Origin of the sequence: Bradyrhizobium sp. B097, from assembly GCF_038957035.1 — a bacterium.
In the GTDB taxonomy this organism is placed as follows: Bacteria; Pseudomonadota; Alphaproteobacteria; order Rhizobiales; family Xanthobacteraceae; genus Bradyrhizobium.
On the sequence record NZ_CP152412.1, the window covers coordinates 6,734,840 to 6,758,681 of the forward strand.

Sequence of the window (23,842 nt, forward strand, 5' to 3'; positions counted from 1 at the left end):
AGAAATCCCGGCTCCTCAAGCCGTAAGGCCTGCAGTCTTCAGCAACCCAGCGAGCCGGCCGTAAATCGTCACTTGCGCATCAGCAACAATTCTCTCCACCAGCTCCTGACATGTGGGGACGTCGTGAATCAGGCCCTGCACCTGTCCGGCCCAGATAAGCCCAGCGTCTAGATTGCCAGTCTCGAGCGCTATTCGCCCCTTGGCTCCCGAGACCAACGGTCGGACATCCTCGAACTGCGTCCCTGCTGCACTTGATATCTCGACAACCTTATCGGAAACGCTGTTCCTGGCGACGCGACCAGTATTTCGAAACTTTCGGAAGATAAGATTTGTCGCTCGCTCATCGTTCTGAACGAGAAATTGCTTCACTGCGTCGTGTATGGGAGCTTCGAGCGTTGCACAGAAGCGCGTCCCCATATTGATCCCGTCCGCTCCAAGAGCGAGGGCGGCTGCCAGACCCCGTCCATCGCCGAAACCACCACTGGCCAGCATCGGAATGGAAATTCTGTCGGCCGCGGCGGGAATCAACACGAGACCAGGTACGTCATCCTCTCCGGGATGGCCCGCACACTCAAAGCCATCGATCGAAACCACGTCGACTCCCATCTTCTCGGCAGACAGGGCATGCCGAACTGACGTGCACTTGTGGATGACGATGATTCCGTGGGACTTGAACTCCTCCACATGCTCCTGCGGTCGCGCACCAGCGGTCTCGACTATCTTGATGCCGCTTTCGATGATGGCCTTTCGATACTCCGCGTAGGGCGGCGGCGTTACGGACGGAAGTATCGTCAGGTTGACGCCGAATGGCTTGTCGGTCATCGACCGGCAACGATCGATCTCCCGTCGAAGATCGTCCGGTGTCGATTGGGTCAAAGCCGTGATGACGCCCAACCCGCCAGCGTTGGAGACCGCGCTAGCGAGTTCAGCCCGCCCCACCCACATCATGCCGCCCTGCATGATGGGATGGAGGACACCGACAAGCTCCGTAAAGCGAGTTTGGAAAGTCATCCCAAAGCCTCAACGATCGTCACGTTGGCGATGCCACCGCCTTCACACATCGTCTGGAGGCCATACCGCTTGCCGCGGGCTCTTAGAGCGTGGACCAGGGTCGTAAGGAGTTTCGTGCCCGAAGCGCCGAGCGGGTGACCGAGAGCAATCGCGCCGCCGTTGACATTGAGCTTTGCAGGGTCGGCCTCGATCGCCTGAAGCCAGGCGAGCGGCACTGGAGCGAATGCCTCGTTGACCTCGTAGAGATCGATTTCGCCGATTTTCATTCCCGCCTTCGCGAGAGCTCGTCGGGTCGCGTTGATCGGCTCTTCAAGCATGATGACGGGGTCGCCGGCAGTCACCGTAAAACCGACGATGCGCGCGATCGGCTTCAGATTATGGTCCTTCAGGGCCTTTTCACTGACGACCAGTGCAGCAGAGGCGCCGTCGCAGATTTGACTCGCATTTGCGGCACTGACGACGCCATTCTCCTTCAGAAGCTTGACCGAGCCGATTGACTCCAGCGAAGCGTCGAATCGAATTCCTTCGTCGAGGGTGTGCTCACCTCCCTCGATCTTGAGGGGAACGATCTCATTCTTGAAGGCTCCAGATTTCGTCGCCTCCGCCGCACGCCGATGGCTTTCGAGAGCGAACCGGTCCAAGGTCAGCCGATCAAACCCATACTTCTTTGCGATCATCTCGGCGCCCTCAAACTGACTGAAGGATTCTACGCCAAACCGCTTTTGAATGCGGTCGCTGATTGGGCCGGTCCCAATGCCCTCCTTCTGGTGCAATGAAATGTTCGAGAACATCGGCACGCGCGTCATGCTTTCCGCGCCCGCCGCGATCACGACGTCCTGAGTGCCGGACATCACGGCTTGGGCGGCGAACTGAACGGCTTGCTGAGAGCTGCCGCATTGCCTATCGATCGTCACGGCCGGAACGGACCCCGGGAGCTTCGAGGCAAGAACCGCATTCCGTCCGAAGGCGAACGCCTGCTCGCCGGCCTGCGTCACGCAACCCAGGATCACGTCCTCAACGGCGCCCGGATCAATTCCCGCGCGATCGACGACCGCGTTGAGGGTTTCCGCTGCCATGTTGGCGGGATGCCAACCAGCCAGCTTGCCGTTACGCCTGCCACCCGCCGTCCGTACCGCTTCGACGATATAAGCTTCCGCCATGGCCTGTTCCTTTTCATCCGTTTGAATTTCGACGAGCGGCGAATGCCGCGACACGGCGACGTGATTCTTCGGAGCCACCCAGCTCGGCAATGCTCCACATCTCCAACTCGAGCTGCGTCTCCAACGTGCTTTCGTAGCTTTCGAGTAGGAGACGGCGCACGGCGCCGAGCGCCGCCGCCGGCTCTGCCGCAAGCTTCGCAGCAATTTCAGCGCCGGTAGCAAGCAGCCTCTCCCCGTCGACGATGCGCGTAACGAGACCAATTCGCTCGGCCTCGTCGCTCGGCACGCGTCGATTAGACAAGATGATCTCCTGCGCTCGCCTAAGGCCAACCACTCGCGGTAGCAGCCAGCTCATCCCTCCGTCCGGGCTGAGACCTAAGGCGGTATAGGCTGCGCAGAAGTGCGCTGACCGCGCTGCCAACGCAAAGTCACCGATCATTGCGAGGCTCATGCCAGCGCCGGCTGCAGGGCCGTTCACAAGCGTAATCAGCGGCTTTCGCATGTACATGAGGCGCACAATCGCCGCGTGAAGCGTTCCCGCCAAATTCTCCAGAAATGCCGATACGTCGGTGCCAGCCGCGGCGAAAGCACTGACGTCGCCGCCTCCGCAAAACAACTTTCCGCGGCCGGTCAGAATGACGCAGCGAATATCATCATCCTCATCGCAACGCTCGGCAGCCTTCAGAAGAGCGAGGGCCATGGCAGGGTCAATCGTGTTCCCGTGGTTCGGGCGCGACAAGGTCAGCGTCGCAACTTTATCGACACAGGAGAGTTCGACCGGACCGCTCATAATGGGTCCTCCAGTGCGCGAACCGCCAGCGTCGCCAGTTCCGGAAACGTCTTTCCGCGCTCGATGGCCTGGGTCGACGAAGCGGTCCCGCGCAGCGCGCGACCGGCTATGCCGTGCATGATCGCCGCAAGCCGAAAGAAGTTGAAAGCAACGTAGAACTGCCAGTCTGCAATCGCGTCGCGACCGGTCGCTCGACAATAGCTTTCGATGTACTCTGCTTCTCTCGGGATATTGAGAGCGGCCAGATCTGCTCCCGCCAGGCCGGCAACGATGTGCGGAGGCATGCGGTACATCATCGCGTGGTAGGCGAAGTCCGCAAGAGGATGTCCGAGAGTCGATAGTTCCCAGTCGAGCACTGCGACGACCCGCGGCTCGCTCGGATGAAAGATCAAATTGTCGCAACGAAAGTCGCCATGGACGATGGAGACCTCGTCGCCGCTGGGAACCAACCCAGGAAGCTCCTTGACGAGGCGCTCCATGTTTGCGTCACGGCCGGCGTCCGGATCTTCCTGATACTGTCGGGACCAGCGACTTATCTGCCGTGCGAAGTAGCTCCCGGGCTTGCCGTAGTCGCCCAAACCGATCGAAGCAGGGTCAACGGAGTGCAATTGCGCGATCACGTCGCACATGGCGTTGAAGTAGGAAGGACGCGCGTCTCGGCTTACTCCGGGGAAGGTTGCATTCCAGAAGATTCGGCCCTCCACCAGCTGCATCACATAGAACTCGCTTCCAATGACGGACCTGTCGGCGCAATAGCCGTCAATGCGCGCCACGGGAAATCCGACTTGCGACAGCGCGCGCTGTACGCGTGCTTCGCGGTCGACCGCGTGCGCGCCGGAAACCAACGCCCCCGGCGGTTTGCGTCGGAGCACATAAACGCCATCCGCGGACTGAAGACGATACGTCGGGTTCGATTGACCTCCCTTGAATTTGGAGACGTTGAGAGGCCCCCGAAACCCGTCGACGTTAGACGACATCCAGCGCGACAAGGCATCCTCGTCGAGACGATGGGTATTGGATGGCTCTGCCAATCCGGAGTTTGCAGCTTCGTCGAGGGCGCTCACGGGTTCGCCTTCCGCCAGTCGCGTTTGATCTTCTTCGCGAGCGACCATTTGTGCACCTCGGTGGGACCGTCATAGATGCGAAATGCACGAACCTCGCGAAACACCTGTTCGACGATGGTTTCGTTGGTGACACCCGTCCCGCCCATGACCTGGACGCAACGATCCGCGACCCGCATGAGCGCCTCGCTCACCGCGACTTTGGCCATGGAGCTCTCGTTTGTTCCAAGCGAACCAGTGTCGAGGACGCTGGCACACCAGGCGATCATCAACTCAGCCTGTTTGAGGTCGATCAGGTTGTCGGCAAGCATGAAGCCAACTCCCTCGTGATCGATGAGCGTCTTGCCGAACGCCTGCCTGCGATTGGCGTACCTGGTCGCGATCTCGTTGGCCCGAATGCAGGCGCCCAGCCAACGCATGCAGTGCGACAGCCTGGCCGGCGCAAGCCGGATCTGTGCGTACTTGAACCCCTCACCCGGGTGTCCGAGCATTTGATCGGCCGGGATGCGCAGATTACGGATGGTCACGACGGCGTGGCCGCCCGGCATGGAACTGTCGATCGTGTTGGGCACGTGATCGATGGTGATTGCAGGATCGGGCAAATCGACGAGGAACATGCAGGCGCCCTCCTCGGCCTTTGCCATAACGATGCCGACCTGGGCTCCGCGAGCACCTGTGATGAACGCCTTGCGTCCATTCACAACCCACTGGTTTCCGTCCAGACGACAGGTCGTGGTCATCATCGATGGGTCGGATCCTGCTCCGCCCTCTTCGGCCGGTTCAGTCATAAAGAAGGCGGACCGAGCGCACCCCTCGACGAGTGGCTTTAGAAAGCGCTCCTTGATCTCTGGTGAGCCGATTTTGCCCAGAAGGTACATATTGCCTTCATCGGGAGCCGCCGTGTTGCACGCGAGCGGCCCGAGCGGCGATAGCCCCGTCTTGGCTAGAACGATTGCGGTTTCGCTCTGCGTGAGGTGCGAACCATCGGGCAGGATGTGCGGCGTCAATACGCCCGCAGCCCGCGCCAATTCACGCAGCTCTGCGACCAACTCGTCCTTGGGGCAATCATGATGATCTCGCCGGGGATCGCGTTCGAACGGAACCACGACGTCCCGAACGAAGCGCTCGACGCGATCCGCGATCTCTTGAGTACGCTCCGCGCCGAACCCGCTCATTTCGGTGCCATCCGGATTGCGCCGTCGAGGCGGATTGTTTCGCCGTTGAGCATCGGATTGGCGACGATGGACTCGACCATCTGGGCGAATTCGGACGGGTGACCGAGGCGGCTCGGAAATGGAACCTGCTTGCCGAGCGACTTCTGTGCCTCTTCCGGAAGCGACATCAGCAGCGGTGTAAGGAAGATGCCCGGCGCGATCGTCATCACCCGGATGCCATAACGCGCGAACTCACGAGCAAGGGGCAGTGTCATGCCGACGATTCCACCCTTTGATGCTGAATAGGCGGCTTGGCCGATCTGGCCATCGTATGCAGCTACGCTGGCCGTATTGACGACAACGCCCCGCTCCTCACCGACGGTATCGGCCGCATGAAGGCGGGCGGCAAATTTCGAGAGCACGTTAAAGCTGCCGATCAGATTGACGTTGATGGTCCTGGCGAAGTCGCGCAGCGGCAGCGCCTTGCCGTCTCGACCAATCGCTTTACCGGGCGGTCCGAGGCCGGCGCAGTTGACCAGGATGCGCGCCTTGCCGTGCATGCGCTCAGCTGCCTCGAGCGCCTGTTCGACGCCGTCTTCGTCAGTCACGTCGGCTTTGATGAAGTGCCCGCCGATGGTCTTGGCGTGAGCCTCGCCCAACTCGGTGTTGAGGTCCAGGATGGCAACCTTGGCGCCCGCGGCGGCCAGTAGCTCAGCCGTGGCGCCCCCAAGACCAGACGCGCCGCCGGTCACAATGGCGGCTGTTCCTTTGATTTGCATGATTGTCCTTTGCCCTTTCCGGTGTTCAGATTTCGATCGCCATTGCCGTCGCTTCGCCGCCCCCAATGCAGAGGCTGGCCAGACCGCGCCTGAGACCCCGCGCCTTAAGCGCAGCTATCAACGTGACAATGATCCGGGCGCCACTTGCGCCGATGGGATGACCGAGGGCGGTCGCACCGCCGTTGACGTTGAGTTTCTCGGCCGGAATGTCGAGCTCGCGTGCAGCGATCATCGCCACAACGGCAAATGCCTCGTTGATCTCGTAGAGATCGACCTGCGAGGCGGACCACCCCGCTTTGGCGAGGGCCTTCTGAATCGCAGGTGCGGGAGCGGTCGTGAAGAGAGCCGGCGCATGAGCGTGCGCAGCGTGTGCGCGGATTGTGGCGGCGATTGGAAGCCCGAGCTTCTCGGCGATGCTTCGACGGGTCATCACGAGAGCAGCGGCCCCATCAGAGATGGACGACGCGTTGGCAGGGGTGATGGTGCCGTCAGCCGCGAACGCCGGCTTCAGCAGAGATATCTTCTCGGGCTTAGCCTTTCCTGGCTGCTCGTCCGTGTCGACGACCGGACCATTCTTGGCGGCCGCCGGCATAGCGACGATCTCGTCGGCAAATGCGCCGCTGGAGATCGCAGTCCGAGCTCGATCCAAGGACCGGAGCGCATATGCGTCTTGCGCGTCGCGACCGAACTGATATTCGCGCGCAGCGTCTTCCGCGAAGGCACCCATGGCCTTGCCTGGAATGTATGCATCCTCCAATCCATCCATCATCATCGTGTCCACGATGCGGTCGTGCCCGATGCGCGCGCCACCGCGATGCTTGGGCAGGGCATACGGAGCATTCGTCATGCTCTCCATGCCACCTGCAACGACGACGTCGGCTGAGCCCACGGCGAGCGCATCATGGGCCAGGATCGCGGCTTGCATGCCCGAACCGCACATCTTGTTGACAGTGGTCGCCTGCGCGCTCAATGGCAGTCCCGCTCCCAACGCGACTTGTCGTGCGGGAGCTTGACCGAGCGCGGCCGGTAGCACGCATCCCATCATGACCTGATTGACCCGCTCCGCCTCGATGCCAGCACGTTCAACCGCCGCTTTCGTTGCCGCCGCACCGAGTTCGGTGGCCTTGAAGCGAGCGAGCGCGCCCTGAAAGGACCCGATAGGCGTACGCGCGTAGCTCGCGATTACAACTGGATCGGACATGGACATGGAGACCTTCCGTTGGTTTCGAGGCTAGTCGCGAGCGGTCGCCTCTCGGGCGAGTTCGCGCGCAATGACCATTCGCTGGATGTCCGAGGTGCCTTCGTAGATCTGGCAGACGCGCACATCTCGATAGATCTTGGCGACGGAGAAATCCTCCAGATAGCCGTAGCCACCGAAGGTCTGCAGCGCACCGGAGACCACCGCCTCGGCCGTCTCGGATGCAACAAGCTTGGCCATTGACGCTTCTTTGAGACACGGCAGAGCCGCGTCCTTCATTGCGGCCGCATGCAACACCAGTTGATGAGCCGCTTCTAGTCGAGCGGCGAGGTCGGCGAGGCGGAACCCGACGGCTTGATGCGAAATGATCGGCGCGCCGAAGCTCTTTCGCTCGCCCGCATATTTGGTAGCCGCCTCGAGAGCCGCACGAGCCATCCCAACACATTGGGCAGCGATGCCGATGCGGCCGGCCTCGAGATTGGAGAGCGCGATTGAATAACCGGCGCCCTCCTGACCAAGTCGCATCTCTCCTTCGACGTAAACATCGTCGAACCGCAGCGCGCAAGTGTCTGACGCAGCTTGTCCTAACTTGCTCTCAACCCTCTCGACGCTGTAACCGGGACTATCGGTGCGGACGAGAAAGGCTGTAATACCCCGCTTGCCTGCAGAAGGGTCTGTGACGGCGAATACGATGGCGAGTCCAGCTGTTCGACCGGACGAGATGAACTGCTTCGCACCGTTAAGCTTGTAACCAGACCCCGCACGGGTCGCGCGCGTCCTCAACGCAGATGCGTCAGAACCTGCCTCCGCCTCCGTGAGAGCGAACGCACCGATCATTCGACCGGAAATGAGTGAAGGCAGAAAGCTTGCTCGCTGTGCCGGCGTGCCATCCTTGAGGAGGCCGGATACGATCAGGCTGTTCTGGATGCTGAGGATAGTCGATAGCGCGCCGTCCGCTGCCGCGATTTCGATGAGCGAGGCTGCATAGGAGACGTAGTCCGCGCCCGCTCCGCCCTGTTCTTCGGGTGCGATCATTCCCATGAGACCAAGGCCCGCAAGTTCCTCAAAGAGCTGCGCTGGATATCCCTTGGCCTGTTCGAAATCGCGCGCGTGGGGAGCAATTCGCTGTTGGGCGAATTTTCGCACCTCATCGCGTATTGCCGCCTGAGTTTCACTGAGGATCACGACGCACCCCCCGCCGAGCTTTCGCCGCAGGTCACGCCAGAGCAACCGAACGCGAGCGCGAAAACGAACCACGGACAGAGTGATGAAGCCGTTGTTTTCATTTAACTCTTGCCGATTCTCTCGGCCCCTCCCCGGGTGAAACGTTCCGCGCTTCTGTGGTGGCGCTAAAAAATGATATTGACGTCATATTACTGAACAGGTGGTCTCGTCAAGCCGGGGCGCGTATCGCTTGTGACCGAAGTCGAGAGGCTGGCGCTTGGACGCACGACCACCGCGTCTTATCCCGGAGCCGGAATTCGAGGCCGAAAGGCTTCACTGCCCCTGAGGCGCTACATGGACGTCGATGGCCGCCAAGTCGGTCGATACAGGGCCGGTGACGCCGAAGGCGTGAAAACCATCGACACGGACAACATGCGAATCCAAGCGAACCCAAACGAAGATAGCTCGGAACACTGTTCGATCTGAGCCCATCCGCCATCGACGCACAGCTCGTTCGCTGTCACGCAGGCTGAACATCAGCGGCGAAGAACAGAGCAGCTCTTGGCCATCGCACCGATGGTGCCGCTGCGGTGGGCTGGAATGAGGGCGCCCGTCTATTCGATCACCTCCTCGCTCATTCCCGTTCTACGCGCGAAAATCCGTGTCGATCAGCCGACGCCATAGCGTTCACCGCATCGCTTTGGTAGGCCTCTTTCTGGGCCGCGATTTGGCACCGTAGCGTATGCCGTCCATGAGCAAGCCCACCATCCGTTGCGGATCAGTGGGTTCGCCGCAATGAGGCGGCACGCACAGCATCGCAACCGCGTGGATCAGCTCATGGGGCTTGATTCCGCCTCGTATCGCACCGGCCGCTTCCGCTTTATCCAGCAACCTCTGAAGCGCAGGCCCTAGCCGCTGCTGGAAATAGGCGGGCAGTCCTTCCAAAGCCGGATCGCCCGAGTTCAAGGCTGCTGCCAATCCACGATGAGCAGCTATGAAGTCGACGTAGCTCTCCACCCATCGAGAAAGCGCCTCGCCCGGCGGGTCTTTCGCCGCAAGGGCCAGCACCGCATCGACGCTTTCATCGACCTCCTTGCGATAGACCGCCACGATGAGGTCAGACCGGGTCGGAAAGTGGCGATAGAGAGTGCCGACGCCGACTCCCGCCCTTTCCGCGATCTCGCGCATCGGGACATCCACGCCTGAAGTGGCGAAGTCCTTAGCGGCCGTCTGCAGAAGAACCTCTATGTTGCGCTGCGCGTCGGCCCGCACGCGCCGCCGCCTGCCCGAGCGGGCCGTGGCTGCGCCCTCCGGTCTCTCGCTGTGGTCCGTCAACGCTGCCCCTTGATAACCGGAATGCTATTCCACATATTGCTAAGTGGACACGCGTTCCACATATAGTGCGAACGCGCGCCTTTGCCCACCCTCAAGCGGAGTTCAAAGCATGCAAAATAACAAGCGCGTCGCCCTGGTAACCGGAGCGAACAAAGGTATCGGCCTGCAGATCGCCAAGGATCTCGCAAAGGAGGGCTTTGCCGTTCTCATAGGCTCTCGCAGGCTTGAGGCGTGCGATGCCGTCATCAGCAGCGTGGCGGCCGACGCCCAGGCGGTCCAACTCGACGTCACCGACGCTGCCTCTATCGCCGCCGCGGCGAAGCACATCCGCAAGACCTACGGCCGGCTCGACGTTCTCGTGAACAACGCCGGCGTCTCGCACGCCGGTCCCCAAAGCCGGACACCCGAGCAAATCATGGGCGAGACCTATCTGTCGGTTGTGACCATGGATGAATTGCGCGCGGTGTATGAGACCAACCTGTTTGGCGTTGTCGCCGTAACGCAGGCGATGCTGCCCCTGCTGCGCGAGGCGGCTGCGGCAAGAATTGTCAACGTATCGAGCATGACCGGGTCTCTGACGAAGAACGCCGACCCGTCACATCCGATGCGCCAATATGCCGGCAGCTATTCGTCGTCGAAGACGGCTCTCAACGCGGTCACGCAGGCATTCGCGATCGAGCTTGAAAAGACCAACATCAAGGTCAACGCCGTCTGCCCCGGATTTACGGCGACCGACAACAACAAGTTCATGGGCCCCGGCACGGTCGAGGAGGCCGCGCGTGAGCCCGTCCGTGTCGCCTTGCTCGGCCCAGACGGCCCATCGGGAAAATTCACCAATTTCGAAGGCATGATCCCGTGGTGAGCGACATCAAATTCGCAGTCAATCCCTACATTACCAGGAGTAGATAGTGAGCATTCAGTCTTGGCAGATCGGTGATGTAAAGGTCACCAAAATCCTCGAAAGCGAAGGACCAAGTCCTTACCCGATGATACCGGAGGCGACACCTGAGGCGGTGCTTCCCATGAAGTGGATGCCCCCGGGTCTTTTGACCGAAACCGGCGATCTTATCCTGAGTTTCCACGCTCTTCTGGTCGAAACCGGCAATCTGAAGATCGTCGTGGACACCTGCGTCGGCAATGACAAGCAGCGCGGCGAAATTCCCGGTATGCACATGCGCCATGGACACTTCCTGGAGACCTTCGAAAAGATCGGCTGCCGGCGAGAAGAGGTCGATATTGTTCTATGTACCCATCTGCACGTCGATCATGTGGGCTGGAATACGATGCTCGTGGATGGGAAATGGCAGCCTACATTTCCGCGCGCACGCTACCTTTTCGGACGAACGGAATACGAGCATTGGATCAAGGAAGCGGACAGTACCGGTGAAAGCTTCGAGAAGCTGATCGTAAGGAACCTGGTTGCCGATTCCGTACGGCCCATCGTCGAGGCAGGTCTAGCCGACTTCATTGGAACGGACCACGTCATTTCGCCCGAAATACGGCTGCTTTCCACCCCCGGTCATTCGCCAGGTCACACAAGTGTAGAGATCAGCTCGGGCGGCCAACGCGGCTTCATCACCGGCGACATCATGCACCATCCTTGCCAACTCGCGCATCCCGAATGGCGCACGGTTGTCGACTACGACATCGAGCAGGGTGTCGCCACGCGCAAGCTGTTCTGTGAAGAGGTCGCCGACAGCGAAGCGCTGGTGATCGGCACGCACTGGGCAGGCCCGACAGCCGGTCAGGTTGTCCGCAACGGCACTACCTATCGGCTGCGGACCGCAGAATAAGCTGTATCCAAGCAATCCAATGGCTGCAGCTTGATAAAGTCGAGCTGCAGTTTTTGGTTAAATCCCGCAATTCAGCAGTAATTCGTTTGGCTGGATCAGAGTTTCTCCAATGCGCACGTGATCGCCCAGACCAACACGACCAGCGCATTGTGGAATGGTGCCACCCATCTGGGAGCGGCAACTCACGATCTTGTCACGCTCTTATTTCGTCGCGGCTCGGAGCGATTGTGAGTTCTCGGTTCAGGTCGCCAAGTCTGTCAATTCGGCACCTCAGATCTTGCTTTGGCTACCCCAAACACGCCCCGATACCAGACCTTGGCGCAGTGTGTGCCTATGTGCTCGATCTCAGCATCGCTCGGATCTTTCGGCGCCAGATCAAATTTCATATAGGCAACCTGCTCCATCGTAGAACCAAGCACCTCAGCAGCCATCTCAGGATCAAGTTCGCGACTTAGTTCGCTCAATCCTTGGAGCCGTGTTAGCCAGGTGGTGGTTCGTCTCACGAAGCGGCTTCGTTCCGAGACGTAAAGAGACAGGAATGTGGCTTTCTCGCCGCGAGCTGCCGCTTCGCGCATGACGCGCAACAATTTGCGGTGTCTTGCATAGATCTTGAGATAAGCGATCGTGTTTTCGATGAATTCCGCTTCGGTCGCCTTCAATGAGCGACCGATCCTGCGCTTGCTCGCGACGTAGATCTCGTCGACCAAGGGTCGTAACACTGCCAGCAGAATCTCGTCCTTATTTCGAAAGTGCCGATAGAAGTTGCCGTAGGACGTACGAGCAGTCTTGACGATGTCCTCGACCCTGGTGGCCTCGTATCCCTTTCGCGCGAAGACGCGTGCCGAGGCATCCACGAGGCGCTGGCGCATCGCAGCCCCCTTCGCCGTGGCAGGCGCCAGCGGCTCCAGCGCAGAATCATCGGTATCCAGCATTTGCAACCCTTAGCATCGGGACCGCTTGACCACCAGCCAACAATCAGTAATGTGACATCAATATCAGTTCTTGTTCAAGCCTGAACTGTAAGCAATTCAAAGGGCGAAGAAGCAGTCGGGGGCGCAGCGTTTGCCTGCCCTTGGGCCGAGCCGGCGAAAGCCAGCCTTGCTGGCACCTCGACCTTGGCGGGCGCAAGAAAACCGATCCGGCCGAATTCCGCTCCAGATCGAAACTCCGCCACTTGATGGGCGGTATCCAGGGAGTGTTTATGTATCCGGGGACCCACGCACTTACAAATCCGAACCGCCCTGCCCTCATCATGACCGCCACTGGCGAGGTCGTGACCTACGTGGCCTTGGAGAATCGGTCGCGGCGGATCGCGAACTGGCTGTTCGACGCTGGTCTGCGGGTCGGCGACGTAGTTGGCCTACTCTCAGACAACAGTTCTTGGATATTTGAAATCTATTGGGCCACTCAACGATCCGGCTTGTACCTGATGCCGATAAACTATCGGCTGAGCGCGAGCGAAGTCGACTATATGCTCGAAAATTCTGGCGCTGCCGCGTTATTCGTTGGTCAAGGTGCCGTCGAGACGGCCTCCAGGCTTGGCGCTCATCCAAAGCTGAAGCGACGGGTTTGTCTCCACGGAGAATTGGCAGGTTACGAGTCGTACGATCAAATACTGAAATCGGCTCGGACTGATGCGCCGTCGTCTCAGCCTCGCGGCGCCGACATGCTCTACTCTTCCGGTACGACCGGTCGGCCAAAGGGTGTGAAACATGCGTTGCCGCAGCGAGATGTTTCCGAACCGGGCGATACGATGGTGCAGATGTTCTCATCGAATTTCAGCTTCGATGAAAACACCACCTATCTGTCTCCTGCGCCTCTCTATCACGCGGCACCGCTTCGCACCTGCGCCACCGTCCAGGCACTAGGTGGTACTGCACTCGTCATGGACAAGTTCGACGCCCAAGCAGCTTTGGCCGCCGTCCAGGACTACAAGGTGACCCACAGCCAGTGGGTACCGACCATGTTCGTGCGGATGCTCAAGCTGCCTGAGTCCGTCAGACGTCAATACGACATCAGCAGCTTGAAGGTGGCTATCCACTCGGCCGCCCCCTGCCCCGTTGAGATCAAGCAAGAGATGATCAAGTGGTGGGGCCCGATTCTTTGGGAGTACTATTCTTCTACCGAAATGAACGGCATGACCGTAATTGGATCGGAAGAGTGGCTGAAGAAGCCTGGTTCTGTCGGTCGCGCCGTGCTCGGGACGATTCATATCTGCGATGAGGAAGGAAAAGAGCTTCCGGCCGGTGAGTCCGGCGCCATCTATTTTGAGCGCGACAAAATGCCGTTCATCTATCATGATGAGCCGGAGAAGACACGATCGGCACAACATCCCGCAAATCCGCACTGGACCACCGTTGGCGACATCGGACGCGTCGATATGGATGGCAATCTCTTTCTGACCGACCGCAAGGCCTTCATGATCATCTCCGGCGGCGTCAACATCTACCCCCAGGAGATCGAGAATGTTCTGGTGGTTCACCCTTCGATCTCAGATGTGGCCGTTATCGGCATTCCCGATCCGGACATGGGCGAACAGGTAAAAGCCGTGGTTCAGCTAGTTCCCGGCATCGAAGGTAGTGACAGCCTGGCGCAAGAGATCATCGCCTTCGTGAAGGCCAGGGTTGCCAGTTACAAAGCGCCCCGCAGCGTCGACTTTGTACCTGAAGTTCCGCGGTCGCAGACGGGCAAGCTCATGAAGCAGGAGCTTCGTAAAAAATACTGGCCCGAGAAAGCCGCCTAACAACTTCATCGCCGCAAAGCAAGGGTGGCAAGACTCAAACATCGGAGCTGTAAGAAGCAGCTTTGGCGGTTGTGAAAATGTGCTCACCCTTTTCGGAGAGCGTTACGTCGACGCAGAACAAGTCCATGCCCCCGCGAACGCCCCGCCATGCACGGACAGCTTTGCGGACAGGCAACCCAATTATAAGCACACAACAAGCGGCCCGATATGATCGGCGAACAGATTCGGGACAACATCCTAGTTGCAACCATCGACATGCCCGGGCGTTCGATGAACGTTTTCTCGAATGCCTTGATGGATGCCTTCGAACTGATCATCGATCGCGTAGAGACAGATCCCGCCATCCACGGGCTCGTAGTGGCCTCCGGCAAAAGCGCCTTTCTGGCCGGCGCCGATCTTGAGATGGCTCGCGAGTACACGAAATTGGGGCTCGTTGCAGACCGTGACGAGCTTCGCACGGCATGTGGTCGGTTGGGCCGCCTGTTCTTGCGTCTCGACGCCTTGCCGAAACCTACGGTCGCCGCGCTCAACGGCCTCGCGCTCGGAGGCGGTCTAGAAGTGGCAATGGCCTGTCGTTGGCGGGTGGCCGTCGATAATCCGCGCGTGCAGCTTGGGTTACCAGAAGTCAAGCTCGGCCTGATGCCATGCGGAGGCGGAACGCAGCGCCTCCCCCGCTTGATCGGAATCGAGCGAGGTTTGGAATTGCTGTTGAATGGGCAATCCGTCGGCCCGAGCGCATCAAAATCATTGGGGCTAGTCGATCAACTCGTCGCCAAGAATGATTTGATCGACTGCGCTGTCGTATTCGCCAAGGAAGCAGCACAGACTCAAGTGCCGGGCAAGTTTCCTCCAAAGCTCGCCCCCGGGCCTTTCAACCTGCGAGATCCTGATATCGTTCGCCAAATCACGCGACACTACGGTTATAGCGACGAGGTCACCGCGGAATATCCGGCATATGACGCCATCGTGCGCAGCGTCGTCGAGGCGAGCGATGTCCCGATAGAAGACGGAATGCGCATTGAGTTGGATCGCGTCGTCGATCTCATGCAGAGTCCCGTGGCCGGCAATATGGTCTCGACGCTATTTCTGGCCCGTCAACGAGCAAACAAGCTGTTGGCCCAAGCGACTAGAGCGGCTCGCTTTGCGGTCTGCGGCACCGGCCCTGAGGCGCAAGCGCTAGTTTCGGCCCTTCGCGCCTCTCATGCGACCATCATCGATTCTTCTGACTCTCAGCCGTCGGATGTACGCATAACCTCGGAGCCATTTGATAGAAACCATGTGTTCGATCTCAAGATCCTGAATGCGCCTCACGATCGCCGGGGAAATCTAACCGGCATCTACATCGCCAGTTCATCCGAGCACGGGATCGCGGTCGAGATAGTCGCGACGCCCGGGGAAGATGGAGTCGGTAAAGCGCTGGCATTGGCCAAGCAATTGCGGGCGACGCCCTACCTCCACGGTGGTTCGCGCTCATTGTTAGCCAGCTTGGCGACGATCAAGGAACGGGCCACCGCGGAAAAGCTTCCAACCTACCTCATTCTTGCTGCACAGGCGCTTACACCCAAGCGGGCAGGGCCTGTCCTGCGACAGAACGCTGGACAAGAATGTCTGGCATTTTGAGGCCTTCGCCCAGACTTCCAACTGGTGCTGAGAATTGTCCCAGACTACACCGTATGAGGTACAGCTTGAGAAAGACCGATGTAACGTGCTCAGGGTGTGGCGCCGGTTTTCAGCGCCTCGAATTGTGGTCGCAGCCAGGAGAGAAAGGGGAGTATCGCTGCCCGGGCTGTAACAATGCTTTAGAGGTTTTCGACGGCACGAAGCGTATCGGTTACCGCCTCACTATTGAACCGTCTATTAGGCCAGTGCGCGATTGAGACCGCATCAGTTGGTGGCCTCTTTCTTCCACAAAGTATCACCTATTGAGCCTTTTGCAGATATAAGCATTTGGCCAAATGTCTGGCCCCGTCGATGTCGTGGTGAGGCGCCTCATGGGGCCGCTCTCGTCCATCTCAGCATTTTCGGCGACCGACTTTGCCCTTCGCAGGATGAGGTCTCGCTTTTGCCAATTCGTTGCGTCGAAGACACAATTCTTCGATCTTCGCCAGCATTGCTTTTACAGTAGCCTCCGCCGAGTCGACGTGTATCCCAGCGCGTTGAAGACGGGCGATCTCCCTGCGATGTCGCCCAACCTGAAGACGCATGCGGTCTATCTCGTGACGAATCACTTCAAGAGTTGGCATGATGCTGATTCTTCTGCTCTGAACCGCGATCGAAGCGGAACCTCAATGTGGCGACAGTTTCACAGACCGTCTCGGGAGCCAGGCCGCTACGCCGCTGCATCGTGACCTAGCCGCGCATTCAGCTTGCGGATCAGCTCCTCGGCCGCGTCCGAGATCACGGTGCCCGGTGGGAAGATCGCCTCTGCACCGGCCGCATACAGCGCATCGTAGTCCTGCGGCGGCACCACGCCGCCGACGATGATCATGATGTCGTCGCGGCCCTGCTTCTTCAGTGCTGCCTTGAGTTCAGGCACGGCGGTGAGGTGGGCGGCGGCGAGCGAGGAGACGCCGAGGATGTGGACGTCGTTCTCGACCGCCTGCCGCGCGGCCTCGTCGGCGGTGGCAAACAGTGGCCCGATGTCGACGTCGAAGCCGATATCGGCAAAGGCCGAGGCAATCACCTTCTGGCCGCGGTCGTGGCCGTCCTGGCCGATTTTTGCGACCAGGATGCGCGGACGGCGGCCCTCGGCTTCCTCGAACGCGTCGATCAGCGACTGAACCTTCTCGACCCGGTTGCCCATGCTGGACGCCTCCCGCTTGTAGACGCCGGTGATGGACTTGATCTCGGCGCGGTGGCGCCCGAACACCTTTTCCATCGCGTCCGAAATTTCGCCGACCGTGGCCTTCGCGCGCGCGGCGTCGATCGCGAGCGCCAGCAGATTGCCGTTGCCTTCGCCGGCCGAGCGGGTGATCGCGGCGAGCGCCGCATCGACGTCCGTCTGGTTGCGCTCGGATTTCAGCCGTGTCAGCTTGTCGATCTGCAAGCGCCGGACATTGGTATTGTCGACCTTGAGGATGTCGATCGGCGCATCGTCTGATGGCTTGTACTTGTTGACGCCGATCACGGCCTGGCGACCGGCATCGATCCGCGCCTGGGTCTTGGCGGAGGCTTCCTCGATCCGCAATTTTGGCACGCCGGCCTCGATCGCCGTGGCCATGCCGCCGAGTTCCTCGACCTCCTGGATGTGACCCCAGGCCTTCTGCGCGAGATCGCGGGTCAGCCGCTCGACATAATAGGAGCCGCCCCAGGGATCGATGATGCGGTTGGTGCCGCTCTCCTGCTGCAGGAACAGCTGGGTGTTGCGGGCAATGCGGGCCGAGAAATCGGTCGGCAGCGCCAAGGCCTCGTCGAGCGCATTGGTGTGCAGCGACTGGGTGTGGCCCTGCGTTGCCGCCATCGCCTCGATCGTGGTGCGCATCACGTTGTTGAACACGTCCTGCGCGGTCAGCGACCAGCCCGAGGTCTGGCAATGCGTGCGCAAGCTGAGCGAGCGCGGGTCCTTCGGATTGAACTGCTTCAGCAGCTTGGCCCACAGCAGCCGCGCGGCGCGCATCTTGGCGACTTCCATGAAGAAGTTCATGCCGATCGCCCAGAAGAACGACAGCCGCGGCGCAAAGCGGTCGACGTCGAGGCCCGCGGCAAGCCCAGCGCGCAGATATTCGACGCCGTCGGCCAGCGTATAGGCGAGCTCGAGGTCCTGCGTAGCTCCAGCCTCCTGCATGTGATAGCCGGAAATCGAAATGGAATTGTATTTCGGCATCCGCTGCGAGGTGTAGGCGAAGATGTCCGAGATGATCCGCATCGAGGGCGTCGGCGGATAGATGTAGGTGTTGCGCACCATGAACTCTTTCAGAATGTCGTTCTGAATGGTGCCCGACAGTTTCTCCGGCGGCACGCCCTGTTCCTCGGCAGCCGCAACGAACAGCGCGAGGATCGGCAGCACCGCGCCGTTCATGGTCATCGACACGCTCATCTGGTCGAGCGGGATGCCGGCGAACAGCGTGCGCATGTCGTAGATGGAATCGATCGCGACACCGGCCATGCCGACGTCGCCGGAGACGCGCGGATGATCCGAGTCATAGCCGCGGTGGGTGGCGAGGTCGAACGCGACCGACAGGCCCTTCTGTCCGGCGGCAAGGTTGCGGCGATAGAAGGCGTTGGAATCCTCCGCCGTGGAGAAGCCGGCATATTGCCGGATAGTCCAGGGCTGGTTGACATACATAGTCGGATAGGGGCCGCGCAGATAGGGCGCGATGCCGGGCCAGGTCTCGAGGAAATCGATGCCTTCGAGATCGGCCTCGCTGTAGGCGGATTTCACCGGAATGCCCTCGGGCGTCAGCCACGGTTCGGCGCTGCCGGCCGGTGCAATGGCGGTTGCTCGCTCGAAGGCGACGTTTGCGAAATCGGGAATGCGGCTCATGATTCCAACCAGCCAAAGTGAGCACGGGATTGTCAAACACGGTCAATTAGTTTGGCGCGAGCCATCGGTAGATGTCCTGCAATGTCGCAAGCGCATCGCCGCCGGCGAAGATGCAGCCCGTGACGCCGGCCGCTCGCAGCGCCGGCTCGGCGTCAGTCGGACGACCTGCCAGATAGATCCGCGCACCGGCCGTTTGCAGGGCCTTGGCCGCGGCTTCGGCGTGTTCCGCATAGACCTTGTCGCTGGAACAAAGACAGGCGAGGTCTGCGCCAGACGCCTTGTACGCGGCCGCGAGCCCGCCCGGATCGGCGAAACCCTCGCTGTCGAGGGCCTGGATTCCGCCGGCCTCGAAGAAGCTCTTCGCAAAGGTCGCGCGCGTGGTGAAATCGGCGGGCGTGCCGAGATTGGCCAAGAACACTTTTGGCCGCGCGCCGCTTCCCTTCAGCGCCGCATCGGATTTGTCGCGCAGCGCCTCGAACGGCTCCGCCAGCCGGATCGGCGGCAGTGGTTCGAAGTTGTATTTCTGCTTGCCGTAGGGCGCGAGCGCGACCGGCGTCGCCTTCAGCACCGCCGTTTCGCTCTCAAGCAGGTTGGGAAACTCGCTGACGCCTGTCAGCATATCGCGGCGTTTGGCGATATTGGCGTCGCGCGCTTTTCGCGCGGCCGCGACCTTGCTTTGGAACAGGCCTTCCTGAAGCGCAGCGAAGGCGCCGCCGGCTTTCTCGCTCTCCTGGAACAGCGCCCAGGCGGCGTCGCAGAGCTGAGCCGTCAGTGTCTCAATGCCGCCTGCGCCCGCTGCGGGATCGCTGACCTTGGCGAGGTTGCTTTCGTCCAGCAGCAGGGCTTGCGAGTTGCGCGCCACGCGCCGCGCGAACGGATCGGGCAACCCGAGCGCCAGGGTATGCGGCAGCACGGTGATCGCATTGGCGCCGGCGAGCCCGGCCGCGAACGTCGCGATGGTCGTGCGCAGCATGTTCACGTCGGGATCGCGCTGCGTCAGCATGCGCCAGGCCGTATCGGCGGCGATGAACAGCGGCTTCGGCGTCAGCCCGCACGCCGTCTCGATGCGCGCCCACAGCAACCGCAGCGCGCGGAATTTTGCCATGGTCAAAAACTGGTCGGCATCCGCGGCGAGCCGCGCATAGACCATCCCCTGCGCCTGCTCCAGCGGAACGCCGGCGCCGTCGATCGCGCGCAGATAAGCCACGCCGCAGGCGAGCACGAACGCGAGCTCCTGCACCTCGGAGCCGCCGGCATCGTGGATCACGCGCCCGTCAGCGGACGCGAACGGTCCCTTGAAGCCGAGCGCGGCGAGCCCCTTGATGGCGCCGGTGACGGCCGGAACGATCTCGTCCCATGTGTCGGGGCTGTGCCCCCACAGCGCGCCGGCCGCAAGCGGATCGAGCCCGAAGCGGATGTTGCAGGCGGCGGGATCGTGGCCATTGCTCTTCACATATTCCGCGACATGGATCGCCGCCATCCGCGATTGCGGACCGATCTGGAGCTCGATGCCGATGCCGGCATCGAGATGAATATCCTTGAAGACCTTTGCGACCGCATCGGCCGAAGGTTCCAGCCCGAACCCGTGAGCGCCACTGCCGCCGGCGAACACCAGCGCGAGCCCGGTCCCGCCATTTTCGAGATCGGTCAGTGCCTGCGCATTCGCGAGCGCCGCATCGGGATGGTCGATCCGCTGCATGATCTGCCACGGTGCGGCGGCAGGCCGTCCCACCACGGGCGCAACGCCCCTGGCGCGCGGATAGAGCGGGTCGATCTTCAGGCCGTCATAGGTCTTGCCGACCAGCTTCTCGAACGGCGCCCCCTTCAGCACGCCATCGACCAGCTTGCGCCAGTCTTCGACTGTCGCCTTGGGGAAATCGGCCGCCAATGGCAATTCAACCGTTGTCACACCTGGCTCCCTTCATATCTGCACAATTTTGCGGATCGAGCTGCACGACATCCATTGATACTTCGAGCGCTATAGACCTATCGGTGATCCTTCCAGCGCTGCACGACGCTGGCGAGCGGCAGTTCCTCAGGGTCCCTGACCATTGAAGGGGTCCTCGAGAAGCGCGGTGCCGGGGCGGGCTGCAGCACTCCGTGCCGAGTCAGAAACGCTTGGCGGGAAACCATGTGTTTGTGGTGCGAGGCCTCAGCCATTGTCAGCACCGGGGCGAAGCAAACGTCGGTGCCCTCCATGATCTTGCACCACTCCTCGCGTGTCTTGCTCTTGAAAACTGCCGCAAGTTTCTGCTTCAAGTTGGGCCAGGCTACGGGATCCATCTGAGCGTCGAATTCAGAATCGAGCAGGCCTGCATGCTGCCGCAAAAGCGCGTAGAATTGAGGCTCGATAGATCCGATCGAAACGAAATTGCCGCAAGCGCATTCGAAAGCACCGTAAAAATGCGCGCCTCCATCGAGCATATTTTGCTCGCGGCCTTCCACCCATTTCCCACTGGCGCTCAGGTCGAAGAACATGGTCATCAATGAGGCGGCTCCATCACACATTGCGGCGTCCACGACCTGTCCTCTGCCCGACTTCTTCGCCTCCATCAGCGCGGCGAGAACCCCTACGAGGAGATAGAGCGCACCTCCACCGAAATCACCGACCAGGTTGAGCGGCGGGACCGGCCTTTCCCGCGGACCGATTGCGGCGAGCGCGCCTGTGATGGAGATGTAGTTGATATCGTGACCGGCCGCGTTGGCGAGAGGGCCCGACTGGCCCCAACCGGTCATTCGACCGTACACGAGTCCAGGGTTTCGACTTAGAACGACATCTGGACCGAGCCCGAGGCGCTCCATCACCCCGGGACGAAACCCCTCAATGAGAGCGTCAGCCGCACAGAGGAGCTCAAGCACCTCCCCGATGCTGTTGACGTCTTTGAGGTCGACGTGGACCCACTTACGACCGCGCTCCGCAATTCCTTTTAGGTTTCTTGCGCTACCGATACGATCAAGAGTTACAACCTCGGCACCCATGTCCGCTAACATCATGCAAGCGAACGGGCCAGGGCCGATGCCGGCGAACTCTACAATGCGAACGCCTGCAAGAGGACCAGCGCCGCCAGCGGTCTGCGAGCTCGACTCAGCAACCATGTTTCATCTCCCTTCAGATAGTTTGTTTTGCGACCGATTGCTCGGGGAATGGAGGCGGTTATGCAAACTCCAGGATCAGCGCGTCCACCGCGAGCGTGGCGCCGGCGGCGGCGTGGATCTTCTTGACCGTGCCGTCGCGCTCAGCGCGCAGCACGTTCTGCATTTTCATGGCTTCCACCACCGCGAGCGTCTCGCCGGCCTTGACCTCCTGGCCCTCGGTCACCGCGATCGACACCACGAGCCCGGGCATCGGACACAGCAACTTCTTGCCGGTGTCGGCCGCCGAGGTCACCGGCATCAGCCGCGCCGAGGTCGCCTCGGTCTCGGTGAAGACGTAGACCGGCACCTCATAGCCCTGATGCGCGAGCCGGAAGCCGTTATTGATGGCACGCACCTGCACGGCGACAAAATTGCCGTCGATGGTGCCCTGCCAGACCGGCTCGCCCGGCGCCCAGCTCGACACCAGATTGTGCGGATTGCCCGGCAGGCCGTCGGCGCCGATGAAGCGCACCGCGATAGCGTCATCCTCGCGCGCGACGTCGAGCGCGATTTCGGCGCGATCGAGCCACACCGCGCGGCGGCGCTCACGCTGCACCACGCGGCCACCCATCTGGCCGGAAATCTGCCGCTTGCGTTCGCCAAGCACGTGATCGATCGCAGCGCCGACCGCGGCCAGCCGCCGCGCGATCTCGCCCTCGGGCGCGCGCGCCGAAAACCCCTTCGGGAATTCCTCCGCGATGAAGCCGGTCGAGAGCCGGCCCTCGCGCCAGCGCGGGTGGTTCATCAAGGCCGACAGGAACGGAATGTTGTGCCTGATGCCGTCGACATAGAACGCATCGAGTGCGGTCGCCTGCGCCTCGATCGCGGCCGCACGCGACGGAGCATGGGTGACGAGCTTGGCGATCATCGGATCGTAATGGATCGAGATCTCGCCGCCTTCCTGCACGCCGGTGTCGTTGCGGATGGTGATGCCGTCATGGCTGGCCTCGGCCGGCGGACGATATTTCACCAGCCGCCCGATCGAGGGCAGGAAGTTGCGGAACGGATCCTCGGCATAGACGCGGGATTCCACCGCCCAGCCGGTCAAGGTCACGTCCTTCTGCGCGAGGCTAAGCTTCTCGCCGGCCGCGACCCGGATCATCTGCTCGACGAGGTCGATGCCGGTGATCAGCTCGGTGACGGGATGCTCGACCTGCAGACGGGTGTTCATCTCCAGGAAGTAGAAGCTCTTGTCCTGGCCGGCGACGAATTCCACGGTGCCGGCCGAATCGTAGTTCACCGCCTTGGCCAGCGCGACCGCCTGCTCGCCCATCTTGCGGCGGGTCTGCTCGTCGAGCAGCGGCGACGGCGCTTCCTCGATGACCTTCTGGTTGCGGCGCTGGATCGAGCATTCGCGCTCGCCGAGATAGATCACGTTGCCATGCTTGTCGCCGAGGATCTGGATCTCGATGTGCCTGGGATCGACGATGAATTTCTCGATGAAGACGCGGTCGTCGCCGAACGACGACTTCGCCTCGGCCTTGGCGAGGTTGAAGCCTTCGGCGACCTCGCCCTTCGAATGCGCGATGCGCATGCCCTTGCCGCCGCCGCCGGCGGAGGCCTTGATCATCACGGGATAGCCGACCTCGTCGGCGATCTGGACGGCGTGCTTGTCGTCCTCGATGACGCCGAGATGGCCGGGCACGGTCGAGACCTTGGCCTTGGCCGCGGCCTTCTTGGATTCGATCTTGTCGCCCATCGCGGCGATGGCGCCGGGGTTCGGGCCGATGAAGACGATGCCGGCGGCTTCCAGCGCGCGCGGAAACGCCTCGCGCTCGGACAGGAAACCGTAGCCGGGATGCACCGCCTGTGCGCCGGTCTTGCGGCAGGCGTCGACGATCTTGTCGATCAGAAGATAGCTCTCGGCCGCGGCGGGCGGGCCGATCAACACGGCGTCGTCGGCCATCTCCACATGCAGCGCGTCGCGGTCGGCCTCGGAGTAGACGGCAACCGTCTCAATCCCCATACGGCGCGCAGTCTTGATGACCCGGCAGGCGATTTCGCCGCGATTGGCGATCAGGATTTTTTTGAACACA

18 protein-coding genes are annotated in these 23,842 nt (G+C 61.2%); 4 read left to right on the plus strand and 14 right to left on the minus strand.

Going from position 1 to position 23,842, the window contains the following annotated elements:
• Positions 1–15: 15 nt before the first annotated feature.
• The 9 genes from AAFG07_RS31095 to AAFG07_RS31135 form a co-directional block, all read right to left on the minus strand.
• Positions 16–1,011, minus strand: a complete 996-nt coding sequence (locus tag AAFG07_RS31095) for a nitronate monooxygenase family protein (protein WP_342723558.1) — start codon at positions 1,009–1,011, stop codon at positions 16–18.
• Positions 1,008–2,171, minus strand: coding sequence for an acetyl-CoA C-acetyltransferase (locus tag AAFG07_RS31100; protein ID WP_342729291.1), 1,164 nt, complete (start codon positions 2,169–2,171; stop codon positions 1,008–1,010). Before AAFG07_RS31100 ends, AAFG07_RS31095 begins: the two co-directional genes overlap by 4 nt.
• A gap of 13 nt (positions 2,172–2,184) precedes the next feature.
• Positions 2,185–2,961 (minus strand): enoyl-CoA hydratase/isomerase family protein, encoded by a 777-nt coding sequence (locus AAFG07_RS31105; RefSeq protein ID WP_342723559.1) that lies wholly within the window; start codon positions 2,959–2,961, stop codon positions 2,185–2,187.
• Entirely contained in the window at positions 2,958–4,025 is a 1,068-nt protein-coding gene (locus AAFG07_RS31110) for a phosphotransferase (RefSeq protein WP_342723560.1), read from the minus strand. The genes AAFG07_RS31105 and AAFG07_RS31110 overlap by 4 nt, the downstream gene beginning before the upstream one ends.
• Positions 4,022–5,197 carry an acyl-CoA dehydrogenase gene (locus AAFG07_RS31115; RefSeq protein ID WP_342723561.1) on the minus strand — a complete coding sequence of 392 codons (1,176 nt, stop codon included), beginning with the start codon at positions 5,195–5,197 and terminating at the stop codon, positions 4,022–4,024. The genes AAFG07_RS31110 and AAFG07_RS31115 overlap by 4 nt, the downstream gene beginning before the upstream one ends.
• The gene (locus AAFG07_RS31120; protein WP_342723562.1) at positions 5,194–5,955 is read right to left on the minus strand and encodes an SDR family NAD(P)-dependent oxidoreductase; all 762 of its coding nucleotides are present in this window, start codon (positions 5,953–5,955) and stop codon (positions 5,194–5,196) included. Before AAFG07_RS31120 ends, AAFG07_RS31115 begins: the two co-directional genes overlap by 4 nt.
• A gap of 25 nt (positions 5,956–5,980) precedes the next feature.
• Positions 5,981–7,162: an acetyl-CoA C-acyltransferase gene (locus AAFG07_RS31125; protein ID WP_342723563.1), complete on the minus strand. Its 1,182-nt coding sequence runs from the start codon at positions 7,160–7,162 to the stop codon at positions 5,981–5,983.
• A gap of 24 nt (positions 7,163–7,186) precedes the next feature.
• Complete coding sequence (locus AAFG07_RS31130) at positions 7,187–8,338, minus strand: acyl-CoA dehydrogenase family protein (protein WP_342723564.1); 1,152 nt, start codon at positions 8,336–8,338, stop codon at positions 7,187–7,189.
• Between the two features lie 666 nt (positions 8,339–9,004).
• Positions 9,005–9,652, minus strand: coding sequence for a TetR/AcrR family transcriptional regulator (locus AAFG07_RS31135; protein ID WP_342723565.1), 648 nt, complete (start codon positions 9,650–9,652; stop codon positions 9,005–9,007).
• Positions 9,653–9,695: 43 nt separating this feature from the next.
• On the opposite strand from AAFG07_RS31135, the gene AAFG07_RS31140 reads away from it, so the two are divergent.
• On the plus strand, positions 9,696–10,514 hold the full coding sequence (locus AAFG07_RS31140) for an SDR family NAD(P)-dependent oxidoreductase (RefSeq protein WP_342723566.1): 819 nt from the start codon (positions 9,696–9,698) through the stop codon (positions 10,512–10,514).
• A gap of 46 nt (positions 10,515–10,560) precedes the next feature.
• The gene (locus AAFG07_RS31145; protein WP_342723567.1) at positions 10,561–11,445 is read left to right on the plus strand and encodes an MBL fold metallo-hydrolase; all 885 of its coding nucleotides are present in this window, start codon (positions 10,561–10,563) and stop codon (positions 11,443–11,445) included.
• Between the two features lie 257 nt (positions 11,446–11,702).
• Here AAFG07_RS31145 and AAFG07_RS31150 read toward each other — a convergent pair whose 3' ends face one another.
• On the minus strand, positions 11,703–12,377 hold the full coding sequence (locus AAFG07_RS31150) for a helix-turn-helix domain-containing protein (RefSeq protein WP_342723568.1): 675 nt from the start codon (positions 12,375–12,377) through the stop codon (positions 11,703–11,705).
• A gap of 269 nt (positions 12,378–12,646) precedes the next feature.
• On the opposite strand from AAFG07_RS31150, the gene AAFG07_RS31155 reads away from it, so the two are divergent.
• Positions 12,647–14,188: an acyl-CoA synthetase gene (locus AAFG07_RS31155; RefSeq protein WP_342723569.1), complete on the plus strand. Its 1,542-nt coding sequence runs from the start codon at positions 12,647–12,649 to the stop codon at positions 14,186–14,188.
• 207 nt (positions 14,189–14,395) lie between these two features.
• Positions 14,396–15,808, plus strand: a complete 1,413-nt coding sequence (locus AAFG07_RS31160) for an enoyl-CoA hydratase-related protein (RefSeq protein ID WP_342723571.1) — start codon at positions 14,396–14,398, stop codon at positions 15,806–15,808.
• Positions 15,809–16,517: 709 nt separating this feature from the next.
• On the opposite strand, the gene scpA is transcribed toward AAFG07_RS31160, so the two are convergent.
• The 4 genes from scpA to AAFG07_RS31180 all read right to left on the minus strand — a co-directional run bounded on the left by scpA (position 16,518) and on the right by AAFG07_RS31180 (position 23,841).
• Positions 16,518–18,671 carry a methylmalonyl-CoA mutase gene (scpA, locus tag AAFG07_RS31165; protein WP_342723572.1) on the minus strand — a complete coding sequence of 718 codons (2,154 nt, stop codon included), beginning with the start codon at positions 18,669–18,671 and terminating at the stop codon, positions 16,518–16,520.
• 46 nt (positions 18,672–18,717) lie between these two features.
• Positions 18,718–20,580: a methylmalonyl-CoA mutase family protein gene (locus AAFG07_RS31170; protein WP_342723573.1), complete on the minus strand. Its 1,863-nt coding sequence runs from the start codon at positions 20,578–20,580 to the stop codon at positions 18,718–18,720.
• A gap of 77 nt (positions 20,581–20,657) precedes the next feature.
• On the minus strand, positions 20,658–21,767 hold the full coding sequence (locus AAFG07_RS31175; RefSeq protein WP_342723574.1) for a CaiB/BaiF CoA-transferase family protein: 1,110 nt from the start codon (positions 21,765–21,767) through the stop codon (positions 20,658–20,660).
• A 58-nt stretch (positions 21,768–21,825) separates the two neighbouring features.
• Positions 21,826–23,841: an acetyl/propionyl/methylcrotonyl-CoA carboxylase subunit alpha gene (locus tag AAFG07_RS31180; RefSeq protein WP_342723575.1), complete on the minus strand. Its 2,016-nt coding sequence runs from the start codon at positions 23,839–23,841 to the stop codon at positions 21,826–21,828.
• Position 23,842: the final 1 nt, after the last annotated feature.

What these genes read in the sequence shown, in the direction of transcription:
- AAFG07_RS31095 (WP_342723558.1), bottom strand. Translation starts at nt 1,011, where the DNA reads ATGACTTTCCAAACTCGCTTTACGGAGCTTGTCGGTGTCCTCCATCCC.
- AAFG07_RS31100 (WP_342729291.1), bottom strand. Translation starts at nt 2,171, where the DNA reads ATGGCGGAAGCTTATATCGTCGAAGCGGTACGGACGGCGGGTGGCAGG.
- AAFG07_RS31105 (WP_342723559.1), bottom strand. Translation starts at nt 2,961, where the DNA reads ATGAGCGGTCCGGTCGAACTCTCCTGTGTCGATAAAGTTGCGACGCTG.
- AAFG07_RS31115 (WP_342723561.1), bottom strand. Translation starts at nt 5,197, where the DNA reads ATGAGCGGGTTCGGCGCGGAGCGTACTCAAGAGATCGCGGATCGCGTC.
- AAFG07_RS31120 (WP_342723562.1), bottom strand. Translation starts at nt 5,955, where the DNA reads ATGCAAATCAAAGGAACAGCCGCCATTGTGACCGGCGGCGCGTCTGGT.
- AAFG07_RS31125 (WP_342723563.1), bottom strand. Translation starts at nt 7,162, where the DNA reads ATGTCCATGTCCGATCCAGTTGTAATCGCGAGCTACGCGCGTACGCCT.
- AAFG07_RS31150 (WP_342723568.1), bottom strand. Translation starts at nt 12,377, where the DNA reads ATGCTGGATACCGATGATTCTGCGCTGGAGCCGCTGGCGCCTGCCACG.
- AAFG07_RS31155 (WP_342723569.1), top strand. Translation starts at nt 12,647, where the DNA reads ATGTATCCGGGGACCCACGCACTTACAAATCCGAACCGCCCTGCCCTC.
- AAFG07_RS31160 (WP_342723571.1), top strand. Translation starts at nt 14,396, where the DNA reads ATGATCGGCGAACAGATTCGGGACAACATCCTAGTTGCAACCATCGAC.
- scpA (WP_342723572.1), bottom strand. Translation starts at nt 18,671, where the DNA reads ATGAGCCGCATTCCCGATTTCGCAAACGTCGCCTTCGAGCGAGCAACC.
- AAFG07_RS31175 (WP_342723574.1), bottom strand. Translation starts at nt 21,767, where the DNA reads ATGGTTGCTGAGTCGAGCTCGCAGACCGCTGGCGGCGCTGGTCCTCTT.